Annotated in this window: 18 protein-coding genes and 1 pseudogene; 14 read left to right on the forward strand and 5 right to left on the reverse strand. The window is 47.6% G+C overall.

From position 1 onward, the window contains the following. Positions 1 to 164: 164 nt before the first annotated feature. The 3 genes from MKY87_RS25615 to MKY87_RS25625 form a co-directional block, all read right to left on the reverse strand. A complete protein-coding gene (locus MKY87_RS25615; protein WP_074094400.1) occupies positions 165 to 461 on the reverse strand; it encodes a putative quinol monooxygenase in 297 nt (98 codons plus the stop codon). A 97-nt stretch (positions 462 to 558) separates the two neighbouring features. After that, positions 559 to 1,209 carry a nitroreductase family protein gene (locus tag MKY87_RS25620; protein ID WP_339784818.1) on the reverse strand — a complete coding sequence of 217 codons (651 nt, stop codon included), beginning with the start codon at positions 1,207 to 1,209 and terminating at the stop codon, positions 559 to 561. Positions 1,210 to 1,236: 27 nt separating this feature from the next. Then, positions 1,237 to 1,656, reverse strand: a complete 420-nt coding sequence (locus MKY87_RS25625; protein ID WP_036609779.1) for a MarR family winged helix-turn-helix transcriptional regulator — start codon at positions 1,654 to 1,656, stop codon at positions 1,237 to 1,239. Positions 1,657 to 2,075: 419 nt separating this feature from the next. On the opposite strand from MKY87_RS25625, the gene MKY87_RS25630 reads away from it, so the two are divergent. From MKY87_RS25630 to MKY87_RS25695, 14 genes and pseudogenes are all read left to right on the forward strand, one after another. Then, positions 2,076 to 4,097 carry an AraC family transcriptional regulator gene (locus MKY87_RS25630; RefSeq protein WP_340966745.1) on the forward strand — a complete coding sequence of 674 codons (2,022 nt, stop codon included), beginning with the start codon at positions 2,076 to 2,078 and terminating at the stop codon, positions 4,095 to 4,097. A gap of 51 nt (positions 4,098 to 4,148) precedes the next feature. After that, positions 4,149 to 5,750 carry an AraC family transcriptional regulator gene (locus MKY87_RS25635; RefSeq protein ID WP_340966747.1) on the forward strand — a complete coding sequence of 534 codons (1,602 nt, stop codon included), beginning with the start codon at positions 4,149 to 4,151 and terminating at the stop codon, positions 5,748 to 5,750. A gap of 108 nt (positions 5,751 to 5,858) precedes the next feature. Further along, complete coding sequence (locus MKY87_RS25640; RefSeq protein ID WP_339784813.1) at positions 5,859 to 6,839, forward strand: ABC transporter substrate-binding protein; 981 nt, start codon at positions 5,859 to 5,861, stop codon at positions 6,837 to 6,839. 33 nt (positions 6,840 to 6,872) lie between these two features. Continuing rightward, positions 6,873 to 7,652 carry a hypothetical protein gene (locus MKY87_RS25645; RefSeq protein ID WP_339784812.1) on the forward strand — a complete coding sequence of 260 codons (780 nt, stop codon included), beginning with the start codon at positions 6,873 to 6,875 and terminating at the stop codon, positions 7,650 to 7,652. Between the two features lie 235 nt (positions 7,653 to 7,887). Beyond that, positions 7,888 to 8,409, forward strand: coding sequence for a TetR/AcrR family transcriptional regulator (locus MKY87_RS25650; protein WP_339784810.1), 522 nt, complete (start codon positions 7,888 to 7,890; stop codon positions 8,407 to 8,409). Between the two features lie 83 nt (positions 8,410 to 8,492). Next, a pseudogene (locus MKY87_RS25655) lies at positions 8,493 to 9,155 on the forward strand (NAD-dependent epimerase/dehydratase family protein); the annotation flags it as partial. A 331-nt stretch (positions 9,156 to 9,486) separates the two neighbouring features. Next, complete coding sequence (locus MKY87_RS25660; protein WP_340966750.1) at positions 9,487 to 16,275, forward strand: beta strand repeat-containing protein; 6,789 nt, start codon at positions 9,487 to 9,489, stop codon at positions 16,273 to 16,275. A 111-nt stretch (positions 16,276 to 16,386) separates the two neighbouring features. Beyond that, the gene (locus MKY87_RS25665; protein ID WP_338593434.1) at positions 16,387 to 16,626 is read left to right on the forward strand and encodes a DUF896 domain-containing protein; all 240 of its coding nucleotides are present in this window, start codon (positions 16,387 to 16,389) and stop codon (positions 16,624 to 16,626) included. A gap of 325 nt (positions 16,627 to 16,951) precedes the next feature. Next, entirely contained in the window at positions 16,952 to 18,382 is a 1,431-nt protein-coding gene (locus MKY87_RS25670) for an NAD(P)-binding domain-containing protein (RefSeq protein WP_340966752.1), read from the forward strand. Positions 18,383 to 18,525: 143 nt separating this feature from the next. After that, a complete protein-coding gene (locus MKY87_RS25675) occupies positions 18,526 to 19,002 on the forward strand; it encodes a hypothetical protein (protein ID WP_340966754.1) in 477 nt (158 codons plus the stop codon). A gap of 239 nt (positions 19,003 to 19,241) precedes the next feature. Beyond that, positions 19,242 to 19,988: a DeoR/GlpR family DNA-binding transcription regulator gene (locus MKY87_RS25680; protein WP_145319465.1), complete on the forward strand. Its 747-nt coding sequence runs from the start codon at positions 19,242 to 19,244 to the stop codon at positions 19,986 to 19,988. 2 nt (positions 19,989 to 19,990) lie between these two features. Then, on the forward strand, positions 19,991 to 20,902 hold the full coding sequence (pfkB, locus tag MKY87_RS25685) for a 1-phosphofructokinase (RefSeq protein ID WP_074094411.1): 912 nt from the start codon (positions 19,991 to 19,993) through the stop codon (positions 20,900 to 20,902). 90 nt (positions 20,903 to 20,992) lie between these two features. Then, the gene (locus MKY87_RS25690) at positions 20,993 to 22,960 is read left to right on the forward strand and encodes a PTS fructose transporter subunit IIABC (protein ID WP_074094412.1); all 1,968 of its coding nucleotides are present in this window, start codon (positions 20,993 to 20,995) and stop codon (positions 22,958 to 22,960) included. A 200-nt stretch (positions 22,961 to 23,160) separates the two neighbouring features. After that, complete coding sequence (locus MKY87_RS25695; protein WP_340966756.1) at positions 23,161 to 23,949, forward strand: class I SAM-dependent methyltransferase; 789 nt, start codon at positions 23,161 to 23,163, stop codon at positions 23,947 to 23,949. A gap of 89 nt (positions 23,950 to 24,038) precedes the next feature. On the opposite strand, the gene MKY87_RS25700 is transcribed toward MKY87_RS25695, so the two are convergent. Both MKY87_RS25700 and MKY87_RS25705 read right to left on the reverse strand, forming a co-directional pair. Next, complete coding sequence (locus MKY87_RS25700) at positions 24,039 to 25,178, reverse strand: zinc-dependent alcohol dehydrogenase (RefSeq protein WP_340966758.1); 1,140 nt, start codon at positions 25,176 to 25,178, stop codon at positions 24,039 to 24,041. A gap of 78 nt (positions 25,179 to 25,256) precedes the next feature. Then, positions 25,257 to 26,420 (reverse strand): oxalate decarboxylase family bicupin, encoded by a 1,164-nt coding sequence (locus tag MKY87_RS25705; protein WP_091032333.1) that lies wholly within the window; start codon positions 26,418 to 26,420, stop codon positions 25,257 to 25,259. Between the last annotated feature and the right edge of the window lie 174 nt (positions 26,421 to 26,594).

The following is a 26,594-nucleotide window of genomic DNA, read 5'->3' on the forward strand; positions in this document are numbered from 1 at the left end:
TCACTTGTTCAATGCCTCTTCAATGAGTGAAGAAACACGCCTTAATTGGCGTGTTTTTTGTTGAAGTGAACTTATTTTCAAAAGAAAACTAAAAAGCCGCCCTCGGTCATATGACCAAGAGCGGCTTCTTCACATGTTAAATACGCATGGCAGTTAAAGCGCTATTAAGCTTTAACTTGTTCTCCAGCAAATACTTCAACGTTCATTGGAGCGGCCATGAATGCTGCTGCTTGTTGAACAAAAGCTTGGAAATGCGCGCTTGTGTTGTGGGAAGCTGTAGCAGCTTCATCTTTCCAAAGCTCGATCATCGTGTATTGTTGTTCGCGTTCTGTGCTTTTTGCCAAATCGTAGCTGATGTTACCTTCTTCTTGACGTGTAGCAGCAATCAGTTCTTTCGCAGCTGCGAGGAATGTTTGCTCTTGGTCCGGTTTAACTTGCAGATGAGCGTGAATGATAATCATAATGTAAAACCTCCATATTGTGTTTGTTTGGAATGTGTTAAGAATGTATGCTTATTGACCAGTATAATCGTGACTTACAGGGAAACCGTCCCTGATATTATGCCCAAGTTGTGATTGTTTCTACAGGCAGACGGTAAGAAGGGTGACCTTCTTTGGCCGATTTACCGATCGATATCAACATAACTGGTTGATAACGCTCTTTGTCCATGCCAAATGCTTCTGCGATTTGATCTTTTTCATAACCACCAATCGGGTTGGTGTCATAACCATGAGCACGTGCAGCAAGCATCAATTGCATGGAAGCAAGGCCAGCATCGATCAGGTTAACGTCGCGAAGATCGGAAGTAGCCATCTTTTCGTAATAAGGCATTACGGTTTTGAGTTGCATATCCTTAATGTCTTGTGGCATGTAACCAAGTTCTACAGCTTTACCAAAAATCTCGTCCATGTATTCAACGTTGTTCATGTCAATGAATACGCCAATGACTGCGGAGGAAGTCAACACTTGGTTTTGATTAAATCTTGCAAGTGGAGCAAGCTTTTCTTTACCTTCAGCCGTATCAACAACCAGAAAACGCCAAGGCTGCAAATTGATCGAAGATGGTGCACGGGAAGCTTCTGACAGAATTTCAGTCATTTCTTCACGGCTGATTTTCACTTCAGGATCGTAAAGTTTAACAGAACGGCGACCGTAGGTAATCTCGTTAAAATCATTGGTTTTTTGGAATTTGCTTTGAATTGTACTCATGCATGGATCTCTCCTCTATATATGGGTTTAGAAATTGTTCTGCATACGTTCCAGAAAATCGGCGAGTGACTGAACTTCGTCTTCACTGAAATCCTGTAAAATCTGGTTAATAAAATTGGTCTTCTCAGCTTTGTAGCCTTCAATCTGCTTCCGACCATGGTCCGTCAAACGAACAAAAGTTACCCGATTATCATCAGGATTCTTACGTCTTGTAACCATCAGGTCCGCCTCAAGCTGTTTCAAGTGGCGTGTAATCGCAGCACTATCAATGTTAATGATTTTCTGCAGCATGGATTGGTTAATCTCATCTACCTGATCCAGCTCATGCAGAATTTCAAAGCGAGAGGAACTGATACCTGTACAGCGTTCGAACTTGGGACTGAGTTTGTTACCCAACACGTTCAACAGATTGATGATTTGTTCTTCTTTGGAAACAATACGTGTCATGACTAGACCTCCCGGGTGAATCTGAATCATGAACAACGGCGTATGTTAACCAATGATTAATGTTGCAGTATACAATGCCATTGCCTAATGATTATTTGGATGCTCTCGATCATTGATGTATCAATATTTGATGCGTCAATCATTGATGGCTCAATTAATATATCATGCCTTTTATGATTTTGCAACAGGTTAGAAAATGTTGCTGATGCTGGCGTTATTATCCCGGTACATAAGCATCGTAGTCTGTATAGGGTGTCCATCTGTATGAGTTTATATCGATTGTTTATTTTATTGAGAATTGTTATCAATTAATTTATAATGAAATGAAATATACATAATGAGCGAAAATTACAGGCAGTTCATAAGAGGAGCAAGAAGGTATGTCGATGTAATATGGCGGGAGGGAAAGTACAGCGGATATGAATTTGAATGATCACATCAGGTTGTGGAATCATGTTTTTGTCAAAATACTGGATGTACGCCAAAACGCTTTGCATCCTGGGGAGAAGTTGAAGAATTATCAACTACCAGCAAGTACCTATCTATATATCACCGACGGAAGTGCACGCATACGAATGGATCAACACAGATACATCGTGGAGGGATTCCACATCATTCATGGAGGCAAGCAGGCGTATTTAAACATGGAGACGGATTCGGGCGTGGCGTATTATATGATTTTGTACAAAGCCATTCTAGCCTTGCCCTGTGGGATGGAAATTCAGTATCTGATGGACCATGAACGTCCGTTTCAGGACCAATATGCACTTATACCAACCCGTCCGCTACACATGTATCAGTGTATGGAGGAATTGAAGCAGGAGTGGGAGCAGTCTACTAAGCTTGCAAAGTTACATGCCAAAACCTTATTTCATCAATGGGTTTATCTTTTATTGACAGACTTACACGAACAATCCATTCAGCCACATAAACCGGATACGGTCACACAGGCTATTGAATATATGAATGCTCATCTCCATGAGCCCATAGCTCTTGATGTAATGGCAGAAGTAATGGAATGCAGTGTGGGGCACTTGTCGAGGCTGTTCAAACAAAAGTTAAACATCAGTCCCATCCAGTATCTTGGACAGATTCGAATGGAGAGGGCCGCACATCTTCTGGTGCATACCAGTGCTACGCTGCAACAGATTGCAGAACAGATCGGCTATCCGGATGCACATTCACTGAGCCGCAGTTTCAAAAAAATAAAAGGTCTTTCTCCAATTCGCTACAAAAAAGGAGTAAGCCAACGGTTAAACAACTCGAAACAGCCATTGGTATTGAACAACAAGCAAGATTTGCCCAGTGTAATGCAAGAAAATGCCCTTCAATCGCTACATTCCCATCTATATAATGATATTGATTATCAATATCAAAAGAATGTTGGAGGGGAATTAATAATGCAAGGAAAATTCAAAATGACAGCACTAAGCATGATGTTGTGTTTCACGCTATTGCTCACGGCCTGTTCCAGTCCAGCACCGTCTGCAAGTGGTACGCAAACAGAGACCAATGCAGCTACTACACAATCCGGTAACCAGGCAACGGAGGCAGGGAAATCGACTGCACAGCCGGAGACGCGGACCGTCTCTACAATGAGGGGAGATGTGGTAATCCCGGCCAATCCGCAGCGTGTTGCTTCAGATCAATATATGGGGTACCTGCTGAAACTGGGCATTGTACCGGTTGGTGTAAGAACATTTATGCTGAACGAAGGATGGATTGAAAAGTCTGGCATTGCTGCTGATGTTATAGCTGGTATTGAGGATTTGGGAGGAGAGTTCCCAATGAATCTGGAGAAGTTAGTGTCACTTGAGCCGGATCTCATCATCGGTTCCATTGATAAAAATATTGAGGATTACGAAAAAATTGCAACGACCGTCTTTTTACCTTATTGGGAAGGCGATAAAACTTCCGGCCCACTGGAAAAGCTGCGCCGGATTGCTGGTGTTTTTGGAAAAGAGAAGGAAGCAGAGCAATGGATCACGACATATGAAGAGAATATCGAAGAGACTAAGAAGCAGATTGATGGTGTAATCAAAGAAGGCGAGACCGTATCCATCATACAAATAGGGTACAAAGCGTTGTATGTACTTGGTGCAGAAGGCGGGAACTATGGTAGTTCCACGATCTATGAGATGCTGAAACTGCCTCCAACGCAGCAAGCACTCGAAATGAAGGATGGATTCGAGACGATCTCCCTTGAAGTACTGCCTGAGTATATGGGAGATCATATCTTCTTATATGGTTCGGGTAGTGAGGACGCCAAAGAGATCCTGAACAGCGAGGTTTGGAAACGTCTGCCTGCTGTGCAGAAAGGACAAGTCTACGCCTACGGTTCCTTGGATGGTACAGAGGATGAGTTCGTCATGGAAGATCCCTATTCACTGGAATTGCAGTTGGATAGTATAAAGAATTTACTATTGGGAGCTGAAAAATAGAGTGTAATCAGTTCACATAGAATCGGATCAGAACAGGGAGGGAACGTGAGCATGGAGGAAAAGGATTGGATCAAACAACTGGAGCGACTACATTTCTCTGCTGTCCACGTCTGCCATTACTCTAGCAATCCGGGGGCTGTACAGCGTCGGATCTGGAAAAGGTTCGCCATTTGCAGGGTCATCGCGGGCAAGGGATCTTTGTCTAAGGATAACATTGTACATACGGTATCTCAAGACGAGTGGTTTTTGTTGAAGCCAGGAATGCATGTGGAGTTTCAGACGGATATGGAAGCACCTGTCCGATATCAGATCATTTTATTTTCCTGTGTTACACTTACCCGGCGTAAGTATGCTTGGCATACCGAGGCATTTGATCTCCCTGTGACGGGCAAACTTAATGTTCCTTCCAATACACGTGATATTCAGGAGATGATGGATACCCTGATGAGTGGAAAACACTCGTTTACGAGTCTGGAAAAGACGCGCAGGAAACATCTTTTGCATCAGTTGTTGATTCAGTTATTGATGCACGTGAAAGAAGAAACTCCCCCTGTAGCGGGGATGGATTTGACACTTGATTATATGACGCATCAATATATGGAAGACATTCGAATTGATCAGATGGCCCGCATGGCAGGGCTTAGTGTGAATCATTTTATAAGAACATTCAAACGGCAATTAAACATGACCCCGATCGAATATATCCTGAAACAACGTATGGCGAAGGCCAAGCAGCTGTTATTTTCTTCAGATAAAATCAAGGAAATTGCGGAGCAAGTGGGTTATAAGGACGAGCACTATTTCAGCAGAGTCTTCAAGAAAAACGAAGGAATCGCCCCAACGTTGTATATGAAAAATAAAGTAAATCGCATTGCCACCTTATATTACGGGTTGGACGATTATGTGATAACGCTCGGTTTGAGGCCAGTATCCGCTTTATCCTATGGTCAGAAGGTAGCTCGTCATGTTGCCATACCTGCGCTTCAAGCGCACAGTCATCAGGGACTTATCCTGGATAGCTTCAATCAGAACTATGATGATTTGAGGCGAGTCCAACCGGATCTCATCATTACAAGTGATCGTTTGGAGCCAAATGACTCCCTGAATCGTATCGCGCCTACCACCATGCTGGAGCACACCAACCATTTTGGCGAGAGGCTTCTGTATATGGCGGACATTATGGGTCGCACCGAACAGGCTGTACAGTGGATTGAACAACATGCTGAACTGAGCCGGGTTCTTCGAGGGCGCATTCAAACGAGGTGGGGGAAACAGAGTGCCATGTTCATCCGGGTGACTTCTCATTTCTACCGAATGTATGGATTGAACAACCAGACAGGGGCCCTGTTGTATGATGATCTGGGATTTTATTTGCCTCGTGATTTTCCGGAACAACAGTGGGCTGTAGAGAGTAAAGTTTGCGATTTGCAGTTATACGACGCGGATCATGTGTTTGTAATGGTCGATCCCACAGAAGAGGCACGTGCTCAACTGAGGCAATTACAGCAATCCGGTGAATGGTTGGCATTAAAGGCTGTTCAAGAAGGCCATGTATATAATGCAGGAGATATTTTTTTCAAAACGCTGGGTCCCACCGGACGCATGTGGGCCATGCGATATGTGGCAGAGCAACTTGGGGTTACCTTACGGTGATATTGTGCAAGAGAAGAGAGTGGAATAATCCATGGTAAGCCTGTATGCTTTTCCCTACTATAGTGATAATGATTATTATTATTAAATAGTAGAGGGGATTCACTACAAATGGTAAGACAGAGAGCATCAAATATGATACTGTTGGCCCTGCTTGTGCTCGTACTGGCGGCATGTGGCAAGACAGCGGAAGTAAATGAAGCAGCACCTCAGCAACAGGATACAACTGTGGAAGAGAGTGGTACACAAACGATCAAACATCTTAAAGGAACAGCGGTTGTACCGCAAAAGATAGAGCGTATGGTGGTATTATCTGCTGCTTACATCGATCACATGTTGACGATTGGTGAGAAACCAGCAGGCGTTAATGTAGAAGTTCGTTACGGAGGAGATTATTTGCCTTACTTTGCAGATCAGCTTTTCGGCATTCCAACGGTAGGGTCTGCAGACAGTCCTAACCTGGAGGCTATCCTTCAGATTGATCCGGATGTCATCGTTATTGAGAGTCGAACTGCGGAGAGTACGTATGATCAGTTGGAGAAAATCGCTCCGACGATTGTACTGGGTACTGAATGGCTGGATTTTGTTGATGATTCAACATATTGGACACAGGATCTGTTGACTATTGCCGGGATGTACAACAAAGTGGATCTGGCAAAAGAAAAGATAGCCGAGGTAGAACAGCAGGCGAAGCAACTAAAAGCGAAGATCGAACAACTGGATCAAAAAAAGTTGGCTTATCTGCGTGTAAGAGAGAAGACCTTGCAAATATACGCGGCAAAAGGACATCCAACCAACACACTTTTGTATCATGATCTTGGATTTGTGCCAACGACTGTGACACCTGCCGAACAACGTGAGGACCTGTCCATGGAGAAAATTGCAGATGTTGATGCTGATTTTGTAGTTCTGGAGATTGACCCAAATGCCGATGAGTATTTAAACAATATCAATGCAAGCTCACTCTGGAAGGGAGTACCGGCTGTTGGTGCAGATCAGGTCTATACGACAGACTCGTTCTGGTTGTTTAAGGGCTGGGGAGCAATTGGGCGCAGCGAGATTATCAACGAAGTTGAAGATATGATTCAATAGATGGGACGTTATCCAAGACAGGATTATTCAGAAATGTCGGAAGCATTACAGCATTTTTTTGTGACGACGATCCGGGTGGACTGCGATGATTCCAAGTATCCTTTCCGCGTGAAGGATCTGCTGAATGATGAGAAACGAAACTCGATATTGCATGAACAGGCTGTGCAGCAAGGGCTTCAACTGGGTGGCAAAGGAAGTGTGGCCGTTGGTACACTTTTTGCTAAGCGTTATTCAGTGTTCGTTATGTCCGTAATCTCAGCATTCAGTCTATATGATACTATACTTAGCATTGCAGACGATGATGTGCGGTTTGAATTGAATGGAGCAGGTGGCATGCGGTATGAGACTCTGCTGGAGAGAACCTTTCTGGAGGGTGGAGATCCTGTTCAGCGCAGATCAGAGAGCGGCTTGCTCAAAAAGAGAGTGTTGCTACATCTGGAACCTGTCCTGCGAGCGGTAGCCGTTGCTACAGGCGCGAGCGATAAGGTCATGTGGTCTCTGGTTGCCCATAATGTGCAACAATTGTATGCACGTATGATCAATGATCAGAGCATATGGAAGACAGATGAACGGCTTGCAAAGATTCAAGCAGATCAAAGCCTCTGGCTGGATCGACAAAACGATAATGCATGTACATTTGCCAATGAGTTGCAGCGCTTCGAACATTCCGGGTGGCAGGGATCGCCGTTCCTGATACGCCGATATTGTTGTTTGGCATATCAGGTTGGGAGCGGCAGTCACGCACATGAATATTGTAATAGTTGTCCGAAGCTGGATTCGGAATCCCGATTGCGCAAACTTCTCCAGCAGTGAACAGACACTTTTGTACCGCACGGTATGAATCTGTTTCAGACAATCCATGTTCTCTTCGGTTTCCAGTGGATAGAATCTATGATTGACAAGTTACACAACCTGCAGCGGCTTGAGTCAGCGTCTGCGGGTTTGTTGGCTTTGCACAGGGTCACAATACCTTTGCATTGAGGTATCGTATTCGTTATACTTCAAGCTATTGATCAATTAATCACTAACTATTGGAGGACGGATTATCATGGCTAAGGAAACAGCAGCGTCAGTTAACCGGCGAAATGATATTATCTCTGCAGCAATTGACGTATTCGCGGAAATTGGCTATTATCGTGCGACTACAGCCCAGGTGGCTGAACGGGCACAGATCTCACAGCCGTATATATTTCGTTTTTTCAAAACAAAGGAAGCTTTATTATTAACTGCAATTGAGGTCTCCTGGACACGGGTGATTGATTCGTTTCGAATTGTGGTGGAGACGGCGACGCCAGATCAGTTGGAGAATGATCTAATTGAAGCCTATGATACGATTCTGGAATCGCACAAGAGCGAAATATTGCTTCAGATGCAGGCGCAAACGATCCGGGAAGAAGTCATTCGTCAGGCGATGCAAAAAGGCATTAGTGATGTACGAAGTATGGTACTGGAAGCATTCACCGTTGCAGGAATTGCTGAACCGCTGAAAAGAACCATGATTTTTCTGGCAATCGGGATGTTGTGTAATGTATCTAATGCATTGGATATGCCGGAGCTGAAGGAACGATAGAGAGGGAGGTAAAGTCCCTTCTTGAATTTTAGTTATTGATCAATCACTAAATGGTTAAGAGAGGTCGATCTACGATGAAAATAGTGGTGGTAATAGATGGAATATACCCCTATGGCAGAAGACAAATGAACGAGGTAACAGAAGAACATCCAAAGCAGCCGCATACCCGCAAAGGCAAGACACGACTTGCATATGAACAAATGTTATTCAGCACAAGATGGAGCAGAGCTCAGGTGATGATCGTTCGCTTGCCAGATTATTATGGCCCAACGGCTAATCAGGCTTCTTATCTGGGTTCGACCCTTGAAGCGATAGCAAAAGGTAAGATGGCTTTTTTTATTGGAAATATGAAGGTGCCGAGAGAGTACATCTATTTACCGGATGCTGCAGTCATGGTAGTGGAGCTGGCAAGCAGAGAGACGACGTATGGACAGAACTGGAACATTCCTGGATCGGGGATCATCTCGGGTCATGACATCGTGCGATTGGCACAGAAGGCTGCGGGAAGAAGCAAACCTGTGATGGCGTTAGAAAAAGTAGGATTGTCGGTGATTGGACTAGGTGTACCCGTTATGAAAGAAATTGTAGAAATGTTATATCTGACCGAGGAACCCCTGATCTTGAGTAGACAGAAGTATGAGGAACGGATTGGCCCGGTTGTGGCAACATCTTTTGAAGAAGGAATTGCTTTGACGATTAAGGAGTTGAGTTGCAGGGGGGGGATAGGGAATATATTTTTTAGATAATAGTAATTGATTGATCACTAACTACCCATGAAGGTTTCATAGGTGTATTGAATAGGGGGCGCACAAAGCTAGTCCCGGGCATAGAGTGTACTATTGTAAAATGCGGAGATTGACGTGGTGTACAAGGAGGGGGGATTTTCTTGTGAGCGGTATGTCCAAAAGGAAACGCAAAATTTCCTCAAACAGTACAGGTAAAAGGAAAGCCAAAAAATTAAAAAAGCACTCTATCCCAAAGAAGAAGAGTAAGTCTTGTAAGAAAAGCAGACGTAAATGCAAAAAAAAGAAAAGCCACAGGATTCCTTTCCTTCGCGGCCCACGGGGTTATCGGGGAATGAGAGGATTCACTGGAGCAACAGGTGCGACTGGGTTAACCGGAGACCCTGGGTATCCCGGCATATGGGGAGCAACCTATTTAACAGGACGGACCGGAGTAACTGGAACCACGGGAAGTACCGGAGTTACTGGAGTCACAGGTGCAACAGGAGCTACCGGACTGATGGGCACCACAGGTGTAACTGGAAATACAGGATTTACAGGTCCGACCGGTCCAACGGGTGAGGCGGGAGCAACTGGATCTACAGGAAGCACAGGAGCTACAGGAACAACTGGCGCAACTGGAATTACCGGATTTGGTGTTACAGGCGTGACCGGTGCTACAGGAAATACCGGTATAACCGGCTTTACAGGTCCAACTGGAGTTGCAGGATTAGCTGGGGCTACCGGATTCACTGGAGCAACTGGTTCAACTGGAATTGGTGTGATGGGACTAACAGGATCTACTGGTGAAACAGGATTTACTGGAGCAACGGGCTCAACAGGACCGACTGGTGTAACGGGACCGACAGGGACTACAGGAGAAACTGGGATTACAGGTACGACCGGCTCAACCGGTGAGACAGGTTTGACTGGAACTACTGGTGAGACAGGTATCACCGGAGTTACAGGCGCTACAGGATTTACTGGGGAAATAGGAGCAACGGGAAGTACGGGTCCAACTGGAAATACTGGCATAACCGGCACGACAGGGATAACAGGTGCGATCGGCGCAACTGGTGCCACTGGGGAAACGGGACTTACTGGTACGACAGGCCCCACTGGGGGGATCGGGTCTACGGGAGTTACTGGCGTTACGGGTACAGCAGGTACGACTGGACTAACTGGCGCAACTGGTACTAGTGGAGAAACAGGCAACACAGGAACGACAGGAAGTACTGGTACGACCGGAGCGACTGGCGTCACTGGAGAGATGGGTCTAACAGGTATTACGGGTGAGACTGGAGTTACAGGAAGCACTGGTACTTCTGGAACAACAGGAACTACGGGGGCAACTGGATTAACTGGTGTGACGGGGGCAACCGGCACGACTGGTTTGACAGGATTCACCGGAGCGACAGGAAGTACTGGTGAGGCGGGGCTAACAGGAGTTACAGGCACGACTGGTCTAACGGGGCCCACCGGAGTCACTGGCGAAACAGGAATAACCGGAACTACAGGAAGTACTGGAATAACAGGTAATACTGGTGAAACAGGAGTTACAGGTACGACCGGATTACCTGGCGTTACGGGTACCACAGGTGTAACCGGTTCTAGTGGAATTACAGGCCTCACGGGAATTACTGGTGCTACTGGCACTACCGGTATCACAGGTACGACTGGTGTGACAGGACTCACTGGGGCCACTGGTATAAGTGGTGTCACTGGTGAAACAGGACCAACAGGTACAACCGGATTAACTGGCGTTACTGGAATTGCGGGCACAACAGGAACGACTGGAGTAACCGGTGCAACAGGTATTACTGGATTTACAGGCATTACAGGTGCGATCGGAGCAACTGGAGTCACAGGTACGACTGGTGTGTCAGGACCCACCGGGGATACAGGAGTAACGGGAACTACCGGTACCACAGGAGTAACTGGTGTTACCGGAGCAACTGGTGCCACTGGAGAGACGGGTCTAACTGGGAACACCGGCACGACAGGTGTGACAGGACCGACCGGGGCTACTGGAGAAACGGGTACCACCGGAGTTACAGGTGCTACAGGATCTACTGGGGCGATAGGGGCAACGGGAAGTACAGGTACAACCGGCGTTACTGGCATAACAGGTACGACCGGTACTACGGGAGTTACAGGCATAACCGGCAATACTGGTGTAACAGGAGCCACAGGAATTACTGGAGATACAGGTCAAACAGGGGTCACAGGAACGACAGGTGTGACGGGATCAACTGGCGCAACTGGAGAAACGGGGATTTCAGGTGCAACCGGAGTTAGTGGCACAACAGGAATTACCGGAGCTACCGGAATTACGGGTGCTACAGGAAACACGGGGACGACAGGTGTAACTGGAGAAACAGGGTTAACCGGAATCACCGGTGAGACCGGAGCTACCGGACTGACTGGTGTCACTGGGGAAACGGGACTAACAGGATTCACAGGCACGACAGGAGCGACGGGACCGACTGGGGCGAATGGAGCAACCGGAATTACAGGTATCTCGGGAGTGACTGGCGTAACTGGAACGACGGGAATTACGGGAGCCAATGGTGCGACTGGGATCACAGGAACCACGGGTACAGCTGGTGTAACTGGCCCAACAGGTGCGACTGGAGAAACAGGAAGTACAGGTTCCACTGGAGTAACCGGCGCAACCGGAACAACTGGTGCAACTGGAGAGACGGGGCTAACAGGAGTCACAGGTGTCACCGGGGAAACGGGTCTAACTGGAGCTACTGGAAGTACGGGTGCGACGGGAACAACTGGTGTTACAGGTGCAACCGGCACGACTGGCTTAACTGGCGTTACGGGTACAATTGGTGCAACCGGAGCAACAGGCGTCACTGGAGAGACGGGTCTAACTGGGAGCACAGGTACGACTGGAATAACCGGTCCGACAGGCACTACTGGTGTAACAGGAATTACTGGATTTACCGGCACTACGGGTGCCACTGGAGATACAGGTCCAACAGGGGTAACAGGTACGACTGGTGTGACGGGATCAACTGGTGCAACTGGGGCAACGGGAATTACAGGTGCGACTGGACTAACTGGTATTACCGGAACCACTGGTGTTACTGGGGAGACCGGTCTAACAGGGAACACAGGTGTAACGGGCCCTAACGGTTCGATTGGCCCAACTGGTGAAACAGGACCAACAGGCACGACTGGTTTAACTGGCATAACGGGAACAACTGGTATTATGGGAGTAACTGGAGCAACCGGTGTAACTGGAGTCACAGGTGTAACAGGCTCTACCGGTTCGACTGGTCCAGCAGGAGAGACAGGACTAACAGGTATAACTGGAACTACTGGAAGTACGGGCGCGATAGGAACAACTGGTGTTACAGGTGCAACTGGAGGTAGTGGCACAACAGGAATTACTGGTGTAACAGGCGCGACAGGACTCTCTGGTTCTACTGGTAATACCGGAGCTACGGGCATAACGGGGGTCACCGGAGAAACAGGACCAACCGGCACGACTGGCTTAACTGGCGTTACGGGTACAATTGGTGTGACCGGAGCAACAGGAAATACTGGAGTTACCGGAACCGGAACTACGGGGGCTACAGGAAACACCGGAACGACAGGTGTAACTGGAGAAACAGGGTTCACAGGACCTACTGGAGCAACCGGCTCAATCGGAACTACTGGAGATACAGGTTCAACAGGGGGCACAGGTACGACTGGTTTAACTGGCGTAACGGGAATTACTGGTGTGACCGGAACTACTGGCACTAGTGGCATGACGGGCACAACTGGTATTACGGGAGTAACCGGAGCAACAGGTGTCACTGGAGAGACGGGTTTAACAGGAGGTACAGGTGCAACTGGTATTACAGGTGCTACGGGTGCGACAGGACTAACTGGTATTACCGGAACCACGGGTACAGCTGGTGTAACGGGCCCAACAGGTGCCACTGGAGCAACAGGAAGTACAGGTGCCACGGGAGTAACCGGAACAACAGGTGTCACTGGAGAGTCGGGTCTAACAGGAGTCACTGGGGCCACAGGTGTAACGGGCCCTACCGGTTCGACTAGCCCTACAGGAGAGACGGGGTTAACCGGGGTCACAGGTCCGACTGGTGTGACGGGACTGAACGGTGCAACTGGAGAAACTGGAATTACTGGAACCACGGGTATCACAGGCGTGACCGGAGCTACGGGACTGACTGGTGTCACTGGGGAAACGGGTCCAACAGGATTCACAGGCGCGACGGGACCGACTGGGGCGACAGGAGCAACCGGAATTACAGGTATCTCGGGAGTGACTGGCGTAACCGGAACGACTGGAGAAACAGGGTTCACAGGACTGACGGGAGCGACCGGGGCCACTGGTGTTACTGGGGAGACCGGTCTAACAGGGAACACAGGTGTAACGGGCCCTACCGGTTCGATTGGCCCAACTGGTGAAACAGGACCAACAGGCACGACTGGTTTAACTGGCATAACGGGAACAACTGGTATTACGGGAGTAACTGGAGCAACCGGTATAACTGGAGAGACGGGTCTAACTGGAGTCACAGGTGTAACAGGCTCTACCGGTTCGACTGGTCCAACAGGAGAGATAGGACTAACAGGTATAACTGGAAGTACGGGCACAACAGGAATTACTGGTATTACCGGAGCTACGGGCATAACCGGGGTCACCGGAGAAACAGGGCCAACCGGCACGACTGGCTTAACTGGTGTTACGGGCACAATTGGTGCGACCGGAGCAACAGGCGTCACTGGAGAGACGGGTCTAACTGGGAGCACAGGAGCCACAGGAATTACTGGTGCAACCGGAATTACTGGAGCTACAGGTCCAACAGGGGTCACAGGTACGACTGGTGTGACGGGACCGACCGGTGCAACTGGAGAAACGGGAATTACAGGTTCGACTGGCCCAACTGGTGAAACAGGACCGACGGGCACAACTGGTGCAATTGGTATTACAGGTCCTACTGGTGCAATTGGTATTACAGGTCCTACTGGTGCGACTGGAGAAACAGGAAGTACAGGTGCCGCGGGAGTAACCGGCGCAACCGGAACAACTGGTGCAACTGGGCTAACAGGAGTCACTGGTGCCACCGGGGCTACAGGTGCAACGGGATCTACCGGTTTGACTGGCCCAACAGGAGAGACAGGATTAACAGGTATAACTGGAAGTACGGGTGCGACGGGAACAACTGGTGTTACAGGTGCAACCGGAGTTAGTGGCATAACCGGGGTCACCGGTGAAACAGGACCAACCGGTGCGACTGGAGCAACGGGAAGTACGGGTACTACGGGAGCTACTGGTGTAACGGGCACAACTGGAATCACAGGTCTAACAGGAATTACTGGTCCAACTGGTGTTACGGGATTAACTGGAGCCACTGGTGCGACTGGCATAACCGGAGTCACAGGTACGACTGGAGTTACAGGAGCAACGGGGAGTACGGGGTCCACAGGAATAACTGGCGTAACCGGGCCGACTGGTGCGACTGGAATTACTGGCCAAACTGGTGTGACAGGATCAACCGGAGTTACTGGACTTACTGGATTAACTGGGGAGACGGGTCTAACCGGGATTACAGGTGCGACTGGTGCCACTGGAATTACTGGGGCAACCGGTCTAACGGGTATTACTGGTGAAACAGGAATAACCGGCACGACCGGGGTAACTGGCATTACGGGTGTGACTGGGGCTACTGGAATTACAGGAGCCACCGGCATAACTGGCCAAACTGGAGAGACGGGTGTAACAGGGGTCACAGGTACGACAGGTGTAACGGGACCAACCGGTGCCACTGGCATAACCGGCACGGCAGGACCAACCGGTGCGACCGGAGCCACAGGGGAAACAGGTATAACAGGGGTTGCAGGAACGACTGGCGCGACCGGATCTACGGGAGTTACTGGCGTAACCGGCTCGACTGGAGAGACGGGTGCAACAGGCGTTACCGGCACGACAGGTACAACCGGAGCCACTGGTGCGACTGGCATAACCGGAGTTACAGGTACGACTGGTGCTACTGGAATTACTGGGGCAACCGGTCCAACGGGTATTACTGGTGAAACAGGAATAACCGGCACGACCGGGGTAACTGGCATTACGGGTGTGACTGGAATTACAGGAGCCACCGGCACAACTGGCCAAACTGGAGAGACGGGTGTAACAGGGGTCACAGGTACGACTGGTGTGACGGGACCCACTGGTGCTACTGGAGCAACGGGAACGACGGGAGTTACTGGCGTAACCGGCGCGACTGGTGCCACTGGCATAACCGGCACAACTGGCGTTACGGGTACAACCGGTACGACTGGAGCAACAGGAACCACGGGTATTACTGGCGCGACCGGAGCAGCTGGGGCTACAGGGCTCACAGGTGTAACAGGAGCCACCGGAAGTACTGGTTCAGCAGGAGTTACAGGTATAACTGGCGCGACTGGAGCAACTGGAGAAACAGGAATAACGGGAGCAACAGGAATCACAGGAACTACAGGTGCAACTGGGGTCACTGGGGTTACCGGAGCTACTGGAACTACTGGGGCAACCGGTGTAACGAGTGCAACCGGAGCTACGGGAGCCACTGGAGCAACAGGAATCACAGGAACAACAGGTGCAACCGGGGCCACGGGCTTGACCGGAGCCACTGGACCAACCGGCCCCAATTTTGCAACACAAGGGTTCTCGGCATTCCTAGCTACACTTTCGACAGCAACCAGCACACAGCTAACCAACTGGACGACCACGGCTCCTTATTACGGTAATGCCAACTTCAATGCAACCACAGGAAACTATACCGTCCCGGTAACTGGAAGATATTCGATTGTGGCCACAATCAATTATGCAACGACCGCAGCGATCGCCTTATCACTGGGTGCTGGAGTGAACCCTGCTTTTCTTGTCCAGAGGACATCACCTACGGTTACAACACTGGTTAGTGGTTTATTGCCCGTACTGAATATAGCCGTTACACTACTGACACTGCGGGCAGTGCTGGGAAGCGGTACAGTTACTTTGGCGGTAGAAGTGGCATTGAATGCGGGAGATGTAATTGGACTGTTCTATGCCGCAAACGGGCTGACGATTACGTTGAATCTGGGCAGTGGTGCTACGAATGGCATCGTGTGGTCTGTGCACGAGATCACCTAAAAAATTCTTAACGGATTGCGCCTATGGACAAATTCGTGAAGTTGTAATAAGTTAGTTTGAAGATATTCGAAATATCTTTTGGAAAGTGGACTAACAAGTGAGGTGGATTTCATGATTCCTATTTTGGGACGCATTAACGAATTAAGTCGAAAACAACGCAGCAGCGTTGGTTTGACAAAAGCAGAAAAAAGCGAGCAGCAGGAGCTTAGAAAACAATATTTGCAGGCTATTCGAGGTCAGGTGCTGACTACCATGCTGGCAGTATCCGTTGTGGACCCACTGGGTCATGATGTGACCCCTGAGAAATTAACCAATGAAAAATTGCAGCGCCGTGAACAAACCGGCCAATAGCATTCCCTTTTTGAAGACAGACCAAGGTTACATCTTGGTCTGTCTTTTTTTTATTTTCTGCAAATCATCCGTTCAGCAGGAACTGCATCAATAATCCAGTTAGGATTTCGTGCGAATTAACAAGCATGTCAGATATTTTTAGTTTTGATGACAATAAAGCTGCCGCGAACTTCAAAACATCCCCGATAACTCATATAATAACGCTAATATATTTCAAAAACACAAAGAAAAAGTACATTATTCTCAATATAACTGACAACAAAATAACATCAAATAATCAAAGAAAGACTAGTTCATATATGTATCTCGAAAGGGTTGAGGAATCATGAGCCTGGAAGCTTTGAATGAACGTGTGAAAAATGATCTGGATTATTTGTCATTTGGAGGCACCAATTGGGTACGTCCAAGAGAACATGCAGATGGTCATGTCTATGATGTAGTCATTGTGGGCGGGGGACAAAGTGGATTAGGGGCAGCATTTGGACTTCTTCGTGAACGGATCTCCAATATTGTCGTCATTGACGAGAATACATCAGGGCTGGAAGGACCTTGGGAGACTTATGCGCGTATGGTTACTCTGCGTACACCCAAGCATCTGACTTCCATCGATCTGGGTATCCCCTCGTTAACCTTTCGCTCATGGTGGGAAGCACAGGTTGGGCCCGAAGGTTGGGAAGAGGTAGATAAAATCCCGCGTGGGGACTGGATGAATTATTTACGCTGGTATCGGGAAGTATTGAATCTACCTGTGCTTAATGAGGTGAAATTGACACTGGTTGAGCCAATAGAGGACGGTATACATCGACTTCATGTGAATAAGGCAGGAGCTCAGACGAATGTGATACTTGCTCGCAAAGTAGTGTTTGCTACGGGAATACAAGGTGGTGGAGAGTGGCATGTACCTTCCATGATTGCGGATAGATTACCTCGGGAGCTGTATGCCCATACGTCTGAAGCGATTGATTTTGATCAATTAAAAGGTAAACGGGTTGCAGTGCTTGGCGGCGGCGCTTCGGCTTTTGATAATGCCAGTTATGCGCTTGCCACTGGTGTGGCGGAAGCTCATGTATTTGTACGGCGGGAACAGCTGCCTAGTGTTAATCCTATTCGCCAGATGGAACAATCCGGTATGATCGAGCGATACCACGCTCTTCCGGTTGCTGATAAATATGAAGTGATCTCTCATTTCTTCAAATTCAATCAACCGCCAACCAACGATACGTTTAATCGTGCGGCAGCCTGGCCTGGATTCGAACTGCATTTGAACTCGCCTTGGCTGAGTGTAGAAGCGACGGACCAAGGCGCAATTGTGCATACGGCACAGGGAGCATATACGTTTGATTTTCTAATTATTAGCACAGGGCTTCTCAGTGATCCGGCACTCCGCCCTGAACTGAGGCTCGTTGAGCCATACATCGCGCGTTGGGAGGACTGTTATGAGGCTCCGCCAGAGCATCGCAATGCATTGCTGGATGCACATCCGTATCTGAGTTCCGGGTTTGCAATGACCAGCAGAAGTGAACAGGGTGAGAAATCGTTGCACGGACTGTTTGTATTTAACTACTCTGCACTTGCCAGCTGCGGTCTGTCGGCATCGGCCATATCTGGGACCAAGAGTGCGGTGCCCAAACTGGTCACTGCCATAGCGGATCAATTGTTCCTCGATGATCGGGATGTTATTTTACAACAATTCTATGCGTATGAAGAACAGGAATTTACGGCTACGTGGGTGAAAACGGGTGCCCTCGCGGAGTAATCGCACCCCATAAGATTGTGAACGTGTGGCATCTGATGCTGCACGTTTTTTTGTTTTTCACATGATGAAGGTTACACTTGCCTTTAATTTGTTGTAAAATGTCGGTTGGAACATGTTAAAGGCAGGGATAATAGATGAATGAAATGAACTATGAACAATTTAGAGCCCATTTGAAGAAAGCGTCACGTAAACGAAATGTACCTTTGATTAAGATCGTTGCATTTCAAGAGAAATACATGAAGATTGAAGAAGTGCAATATTTTGATGTGGAACAAAATCATATGAGTGTTCAGGCCTGCAATACGTTGTGGATGCATCTGGAGAATAAATCTTTCCGTAATATGGTGTCCCAACATTTGCAGTTTTATAGAGACATGGAGAACCTGGGTCGGCATTCCTTTGAGAATCTGATCAAAGAACTATATGATACGTCTGTTCCTGTGCTGCTCGATTACAATCCCGCTCATTATTACACCTCTGGGCAGCTCGCTGAGATTCTGGTCATGGATGAGGAGAGGCTGATTGAACAATTGGAGATGGGCCGCTTCAAGGGGGCGTTTATTAATGAGGATGGCAAATGGCTTAAACCCAAACCGGATGTAATGCTTGTAGAGTCATAAACGTCATGAGATTCCCATGAAAAGCAAAATCCTGCAACGCCGCGCATCAAGCGCTGGAGGCTGCAGGATTTTTAATGGAGATTCGAAAGGTTGCGTGTTCAGGAGTCAGAGAAAGGGACGATTGGACAAGGAAATAAGTCGAAAGATGCGGGTTTTTGAATGTTTTTAAATTATTTTGAATGAAAGTGGTTGTTTTTTGAGGAGTTTATGATACTATAGAAGCAGTTGGAGGAATGAAGATGCTGACTGAAGAACGATATGCTGCAATTATAGAGCGCTTACATTTACAGGGAATTGTGAAATTGCAAGAGCTTGTTGATGTGTTAGGTGCTTCTGAATCAACGATTAGACGTGACTTGATCGATCTGGAGAGTCGTCAGATGCTCAAACGCATCCATGGCGGTGCCGCCCTGGTGAATGAAAAAACGCTGGAACCGGGCATGGAAGAAAAAACGTTCAAAAACATTCAACAGAAAATAACGATTGCCCGTTTGGCTGCACAGGAGATCGAAAATGGCGAATGCATATATCTGGATGCAGGAACGACAACGTTAGCCATGATTCCTTTTATTGAAGCTAAAGACGTAACGGTGGTTACCAACGGACTTTCACATGTTGAGGCATTGGTAAGCAAACGTATTCGCAGTTACTTGCTCGGAGGTATGATGAAAATTCATACGAAAGCAGTCATTGGCAGTATCGCATTACAGAACATGGATAATTTCCGTTTTGATAAATGTTTTCTTGGAAGCAACGGAGTTGATCCCGAAATGGGGTATACAACACCGGATCCGGAGGAAGCCTTGATTAAAAGGCGTGCACATCAATTGTCGGGAAAATCTTATGTGCTGGCTGATTCCAGCAAAATAGGGGAAATTACTTTTGCCAAATTGTTTGATTTGGAGGAGGCCGATTTGATTACCGAGCAGATGCCAGAACATTGGCGGCCTGGAATCGCCCAGAAAACTAAAATAATTGAGGGATAACGATGATATATACGATAACACTTAACCCGTCCATTGATTACATCGTGGAAGTGGATGAGCTGAAGCTTGGCGGATTGAATCGAATGAATCGGGATTTGAAGCTCCCTGGAGGCAAGGGCATTAATGTCTCTCGCATACTGAATCAACTTGGAGCAGATAACACGGCCATTGGTTTCCTTGGTGGATTCACAGGACGTTTCATTAATGACAAGTTGCAAGAAGATAACATCCGGACAGACTTTGTCACGATTGCAGACGATACTCGCATTAACATCAAGCTGAAGCATGGAGAAGAGACAGAGATTAATGGTCTTGGACCTGCAATAAGTGCAGAAGAGGCAGAACAGCTGCTTCACAAATTGTCTTCATTGCACAAAGGAGATATTGTCATTCTCTCCGGAAGCGTACCGCCTTCACTTGGAACGGATTTTTATGATCGTCTCATTAAAGTCTGCAAGCATACGGGTGCCGAATTTGTAATTGATACAACGGGCCCTGCGTTAATGGAAGCTCTTGAACATGCACCATTGCTGGTGAAGCCAAATCATCATGAACTGGCTGAACTGTTCGGTGTAACGATTGATACTCGCGAGGAACTGGTGTTATACGGGCGTAAGTTGCTGGAAGCCGGTGCTAAACATGTGTTAATCTCCATGGCAGGAGAGGGTGCACTATTCATTACCAAAGCGGAAGTTCATCATGCAAATGTGCCAAAAGGCACTGTGAAAAACTCGGTTGGTGCCGGTGACTCCATGATTGGCGGATTCGTAGGTACCTATGTACAGAGCGGAGATTTGCTGGAAGCTTTCCGCACAGGGGTTGCATCTGGAAGCGCGACTGCGTTCTCGGATGACCTGGCAACACGTGAACTGATTGACGAATTGCGCAATCAAGTAACCATTACGACGATCTAGTCTAACGGTCATATAAAAGGTTTTCATTGTAATTGTAATGTAGTGAGGCCTGCCCATGCAGGCCGACTGAACTTAAGGGAGTGTACCAAGATGAGAATAACAGACTTGATGATCCAGGAAACGATGATCATGGACCTGCAAGCCACAACCAAAGATGAGGCTATTGATGAACTAATTGCAAGCCTGAACCGAAGCGGACGTATTAATGATCCGGTCCTATTCAAGGAAATGATCTATAAAAGAGAAGCTGAATCCAGCACGGGTATCGGTGGCGGAATTGCGATGCCGCATGCCAAAACAACAGCGGTGAATGAACCAACGGTTGTATTTGCCAAGAGTAGAAAAGGGCTTGATTTTGAAGCGTTGGATGATCAGCCAGCTCATGTGTTCTTCATGATTGCGGCTCCAGAAGGCGCAGGTAATACCCATCTGCGTACGCTTGCAGCTCTTTCCAGGTTGTTGATTGATAGCGATTTCATCTCACAATTGATGAGTACAGATACACCTGCGGAAGTTAGTGCATTGTTTGATGCCAAACAGGCGGAAGCAGCGGAGAAGGAAGCAGCGAAAGAAAAAGCAAAAGCTGAAAAAGAAGCAAATGCCGCATCCACTTCTACTAGTGGTCAGCAACAAAACACTTCTGGTGTGATTGTAGGTAATGCCAATTCGGAAGATTTTGTTGTTGCGGTGACAGCCTGTCCAACAGGGATAGCGCATACGTTTATGGCTGAAGATGCACTTAAAAAGAAAGCTCAGGAAATGGGCATCAATATTCGCGTAGAGACGAACGGTTCCGAAGGAGCACAGAATGTCCTGACGGCTGATGAGATCGCTCGTGCTAAAGGGGTTATCGTTGCCGCAGACAAAAATGTAGAGATGGCACGTTTCGATGGCAAACCGGTATTGCAAAGACCGGTGAGTGATGGAATCCGTAAACCCGAAGAGCTGATTCGCAAAGCTGTTAACGGCGATGCACCGATCTATCGCAGCCAAGGCGGAAATGCCAAGGAAGAGGGAGCAAGCGCTGGTAAAATCAGTGTAGGTAGCAAAATCTATAAAGATCTGATGAATGGTATCTCACATATGCTGCCATTTGTTGTAGGTGGCGGTATCCTGCTTGCAATCTCCTTCTTGTTTGAGCAGATTGCTAGTCCTGAAAATCCGATTGTACAGCTGCTTCAAACGATTGGTGGCGGAACAGGTGCATTCCACTTCCTGATTCCCGTACTTGCCGGATTTATCGCGATGAGTATTGGTGATCGCCCAGCCCTGATGCCTGGTATGGTCGGTGGATTGATGGCGGTTAACTCAAACGCCGGTTTCCTTGGTGGTTTGGCTGCCGGTTTCCTGGCGGGTTATGTAGTTATTGGTCTTCGTAAGTTGTTCAAAGGATTGCCAAAAGCAATTGATGGCTTGAAACCAATCTTGCTGTATCCGGTATTTGGTTTGCTGATCGTGGGTGCCATCAGTTTCTATGTCTTTGATCCAATCTTTGGTTCCCTGAACACATGGCTTGTAGATGCGCTTGGTAATCTGGGAACAGGTAATGCGGTATTGCTGGGCTTGCTGCTTGGCGGTATGATGTCCATCGATATGGGTGGACCGTTCAACAAAGCAGCTTACACGTTCGCTATCGGCGTATTCACATCCAGTGGTAACACAGACGGTGCATGGATGGCAGCGGTTATGGCAGGTGGTATGGTGCCTCCTCTGGCGATTGCACTTGCAACAACGTTCTTCAAATCCAAATTTACAGAGCAAGAACGCAAATCAGGCCTGACTAACTATGTACTTGGATTCTCGTTCATTACAGAAGGTGCAATTCCATTTGCTGCGGCTGATCCATTGCGTGTATTAACTTCTTGTATTCTGGGTTCCGCTGTTGCTGGCGGATTGACACAACTGTGGCACATTAATGTACCAGCTCCGCATGGCGGGATCTTTGTTGCAGCACTGGCGAACCACGCAGTATTGTTCCTGCTCGCTGTTGCGATTGGTTCTGTGATCTCCGGTCTGATTCTGGGACTGTGGAAGAAGTCACCAACGCTCGTGAAGTAACAAATATAAGTAACATCTCCTGGGTGAAATTCACTCGGGGGATGTTTTTTTATTTGAGTTTTTTCGTCGCGTAGTGGAAAGTTGCCTCCGGATTTGTGTAAAATTCTTATTTAGCTTTTACATTCATATGTGGTAAAATAAATATAATTATATTTTGAAACTATGTTTCGTCTGATGAAACTTGTGCAGGAGGAATTGGAATGTCTGATGTAATCAAAAGTCAGGTGCAGAAGCAGTTTGCGGAAAATGCAGGAAAATACGTGACGAGTGCGGGGCATGCCAAAGGTGAGGATCTCGCGTTGCTAGTGGCTTCATCTCAAGCCACTCCGGATATGAACGTGCTGGATATCGCCACTGGGGGAGGGCATGTTGCGAATGCTTTGGCTCCACTTGTTCAGCGGGTGACAGCTCTCGATCTAACAGAAGAAATGCTTCAGGTGGCTGAACAATTTATTAAGGGGAATGGACACGATAATGTAGATTTTGTTGCGGGAGATGCAGAGAAGCTGCCATTCGATGATGATGTCTTTGACCTGGTGACCTGCCGAATCGCTGCTCACCATTTTCCGGACGTTTCTTCGTTTGTTCATGAGGCATTACGAGTAATGAAGCCCGGTGGAAGGTTGTTATTTATTGACAACGTGGCACCTGAACGTGATGAGAATGACCAGTTTTACAATGAAGTGGAGAAGTGCCGGGATGCAAGCCATGTTCGAGCATGGCGCAAGACGGAATGGATTCATATGCTGGAGTATGCGGGCTTCCGAATGGAAATGATGGTTTCCTTCCAGAAGCGTTTTAAATTTGAAGAATGGTGTAATCGTGCAGCACTGCCGGAACGGGAGAGAGGGGAACTTGAAGCAAGCATGTTGAGTGCACCGTCCATCATCCGGAAATTTTTTAATTTTGAAGTGACAACGAACGGGAAGCTCGACAGCTTCGAAGGAGAAAGTGTGTATATCCAAGCGATTAAACCCACTTATGCCTGATTAGGTGTCGATAAAATAAAACAAGCAGAGTACCTTGAACAGGTAGATCTGCTTGTTTTATTTTGCATATTTATATTCAGAGCGACAGTTCAGGGTTTTAGTATAACTTTGGTACATTCGTCTTCATGATCATTGAAAATGCGATACGCATCGCTTGCATTCTCCAGTGAAATCCGATGGGAGATGATCTCCGTTGGATCAAATTCACCAGCAGTGATTTTGCGGAATAATTCAGGCATGTAATGTATAACAGGAGCTTGTCCCATTTTAAGATTGATATTGCGTTCAAACAGATTACCTAACGGGAACATGTTGTAGGAAGAGCCATATACACCCGTAAGTTGAAGAGTACCGAATTTGCGAATGGCCTTCATGCCGATTTCGATCGCGCTTAGTGAACCGCCATGAAGTTTCAGTTTCTGTCCGATTTCTTCCAGCATGTTCTTTTTACCATCCATACCTACACAGTCGATAACAACGTCGGTCCCGCCTTGTGTAATCTCACGAATGTGCTCACCCATATCATCGTAATCTTCGAAATTAAAGATCTCTGCATCATTCAAACGTTTGGCTCTTTCCAGTCGATAGGGCAGGCGATCCACAGCAATAACGCGTTTGGCACCTTTCATCCAGGCGAACTTCTGCGTCATCAGCCCAATGGGTCCACTACCGAGTACAGTGACTGTATCTCCCGGTTTAACTCCGGCATTCTCCACGCTCCAATATGCGGTTGGAAGAACATCGGACAGGAACAATAAGGCTTCATCTTCCAGTTCACAGGATTCCGGAATCACAAACGGAGTAAAGTTCCCGTAGGGAACACGCAATAATTCTGCCTGACCTCCGGGGTGATTTCCGTAGCGTTCGGTGAACCCAAAATAACCACCTGTATGAATATCCGGATTACCATTGGAATTATCGCACTGGCTCTCCATGTCATGATTGCAATAGAAGCATTCACCACAAGCGATGTTAAAAGGCAGGACCACGCGGTCCCCCTTCTTCACACGTGTCACTTCCGGACCTACTTCTTCTACAATGCCCATCGGTTCATGACCGATAACGTAATCTTTGGCAGCTGGCAGAGCTCCCTGATAAATATGCAAATCTGATCCACATATAGCCGTGGAAGTAATACGAACGATAATGTCATCCTTCTGTTGCAGTTTGGGGTCTTCAACCTCTTTGACTTGAATATCCTTGATTCCCTGAAACGTAACAGCTCTCATCTTCATATTCCTCCTTATATAGTGGGATTCTCTGACAATTACCCCATTTCAGCACAAATGATATAGGTACATACTAAATTAAACGACAGGCCATTTCACTTTACGCAAGGCATCGAGCAACTCAGGCGGTGCATTTAGATTGTCACGGACCAAATCCCGAGGGGTTAATGCCATCCACTGATTCAGCGAGACATCCTCAAAGCGATCACTTCGGAATATCTCCAAAAACCATAAAGTGTCTGTACCGGTATTCTGTATATAGTGTCCCATTGCGACAGGAACATATCCGACATCTCCAGCCCGATAATCAAATGTGCGAGCAATGCCATTGCCTCCAAAGACGGTCATTCTTCCTTGTCCTGTCAGATAGTATTGCCATTCATCTGCATTAGGATGCCAGTGCAGTTCACGCATGGCGCCAGGTCGGATCTCAACGAGGGCGGCTGCAACGGTAGTTGAGATGGGGAAGTTGGTGGAGTCGACAATCCGTACACTTCCGCCAGGTGTAATGAGCGGTTCTTGGGCCAGCAATCGGTGTTTGAATGTGAGAGGAACGGTGCCATATGGCGACTGAACTTCCTGGCTCTCGATGGAACCCGGGACAGTATCTTGGAAAATGTACACCTGTTCCTTCGGCATTGACTGAAAAGCGGATTCAGGCACGCCGAAATTGACAGACAATACCTCTGGTGGGGTATGGGCAAACCAATCCGATATGGATAACGTATTCAGATCGGAGAAGGACCCGTCATCAAACACAAGCAGAAATTCACAACCATCCTCCAGCCCCTGAATGGAATGGGGTAGACCTTTGGGGAAAAACCAGAGATCGCCAGGCCCGACATCCGCAATAAAATTACGTCCGTTCTGATCTACCGAAGTGATTCTTGCCGTTCCCCAGATCATATAGGCCCACTCGGATTGTTGATGCCAGTGCAATTCCCGTACACCTCCGGGTGTCAGGCTCATGTTTACACCAGCCAGTGTAGTGGCAATAGGGAGATCCCGTACGGTGATTTCACGTGACCAACCGCCATGGTTCAATTGCATATGTGTATCGGAAAAAGACATTCTCAGATTGGGCAATAGCCCATTATCGGTTGCTGGAGGTACCAGCATATCGGGGTTTTGTCTATCTCTCATGACGTCTCTGGGTCCCAGGTCAGGTCCTCCAGCGCCATCACTACGAATGGGTTGCGGGATAAGCATTGGTTTTTCGTTTGGTTGTTGTCCTTTGGTCATTAAGTAATCCCTCCAGATTCAGTAACATGTCACACGCGACATTGTATCGTTATGTTTACACCTATGAATCAGGGCCTGGATAATATGAAGGACAAACGACAAAAAAAGACGCGACCGCATGCGGTCACGTCTTTATACGTATGTGAGATAGTCGAACAATCCTTGAATCCGGTC

It is taken from the genome of Paenibacillus sp. FSL R7-0198 (genome assembly GCF_038000415.1).
GTDB lineage: Bacteria > Bacillota > Bacilli > Paenibacillales > Paenibacillaceae > Paenibacillus.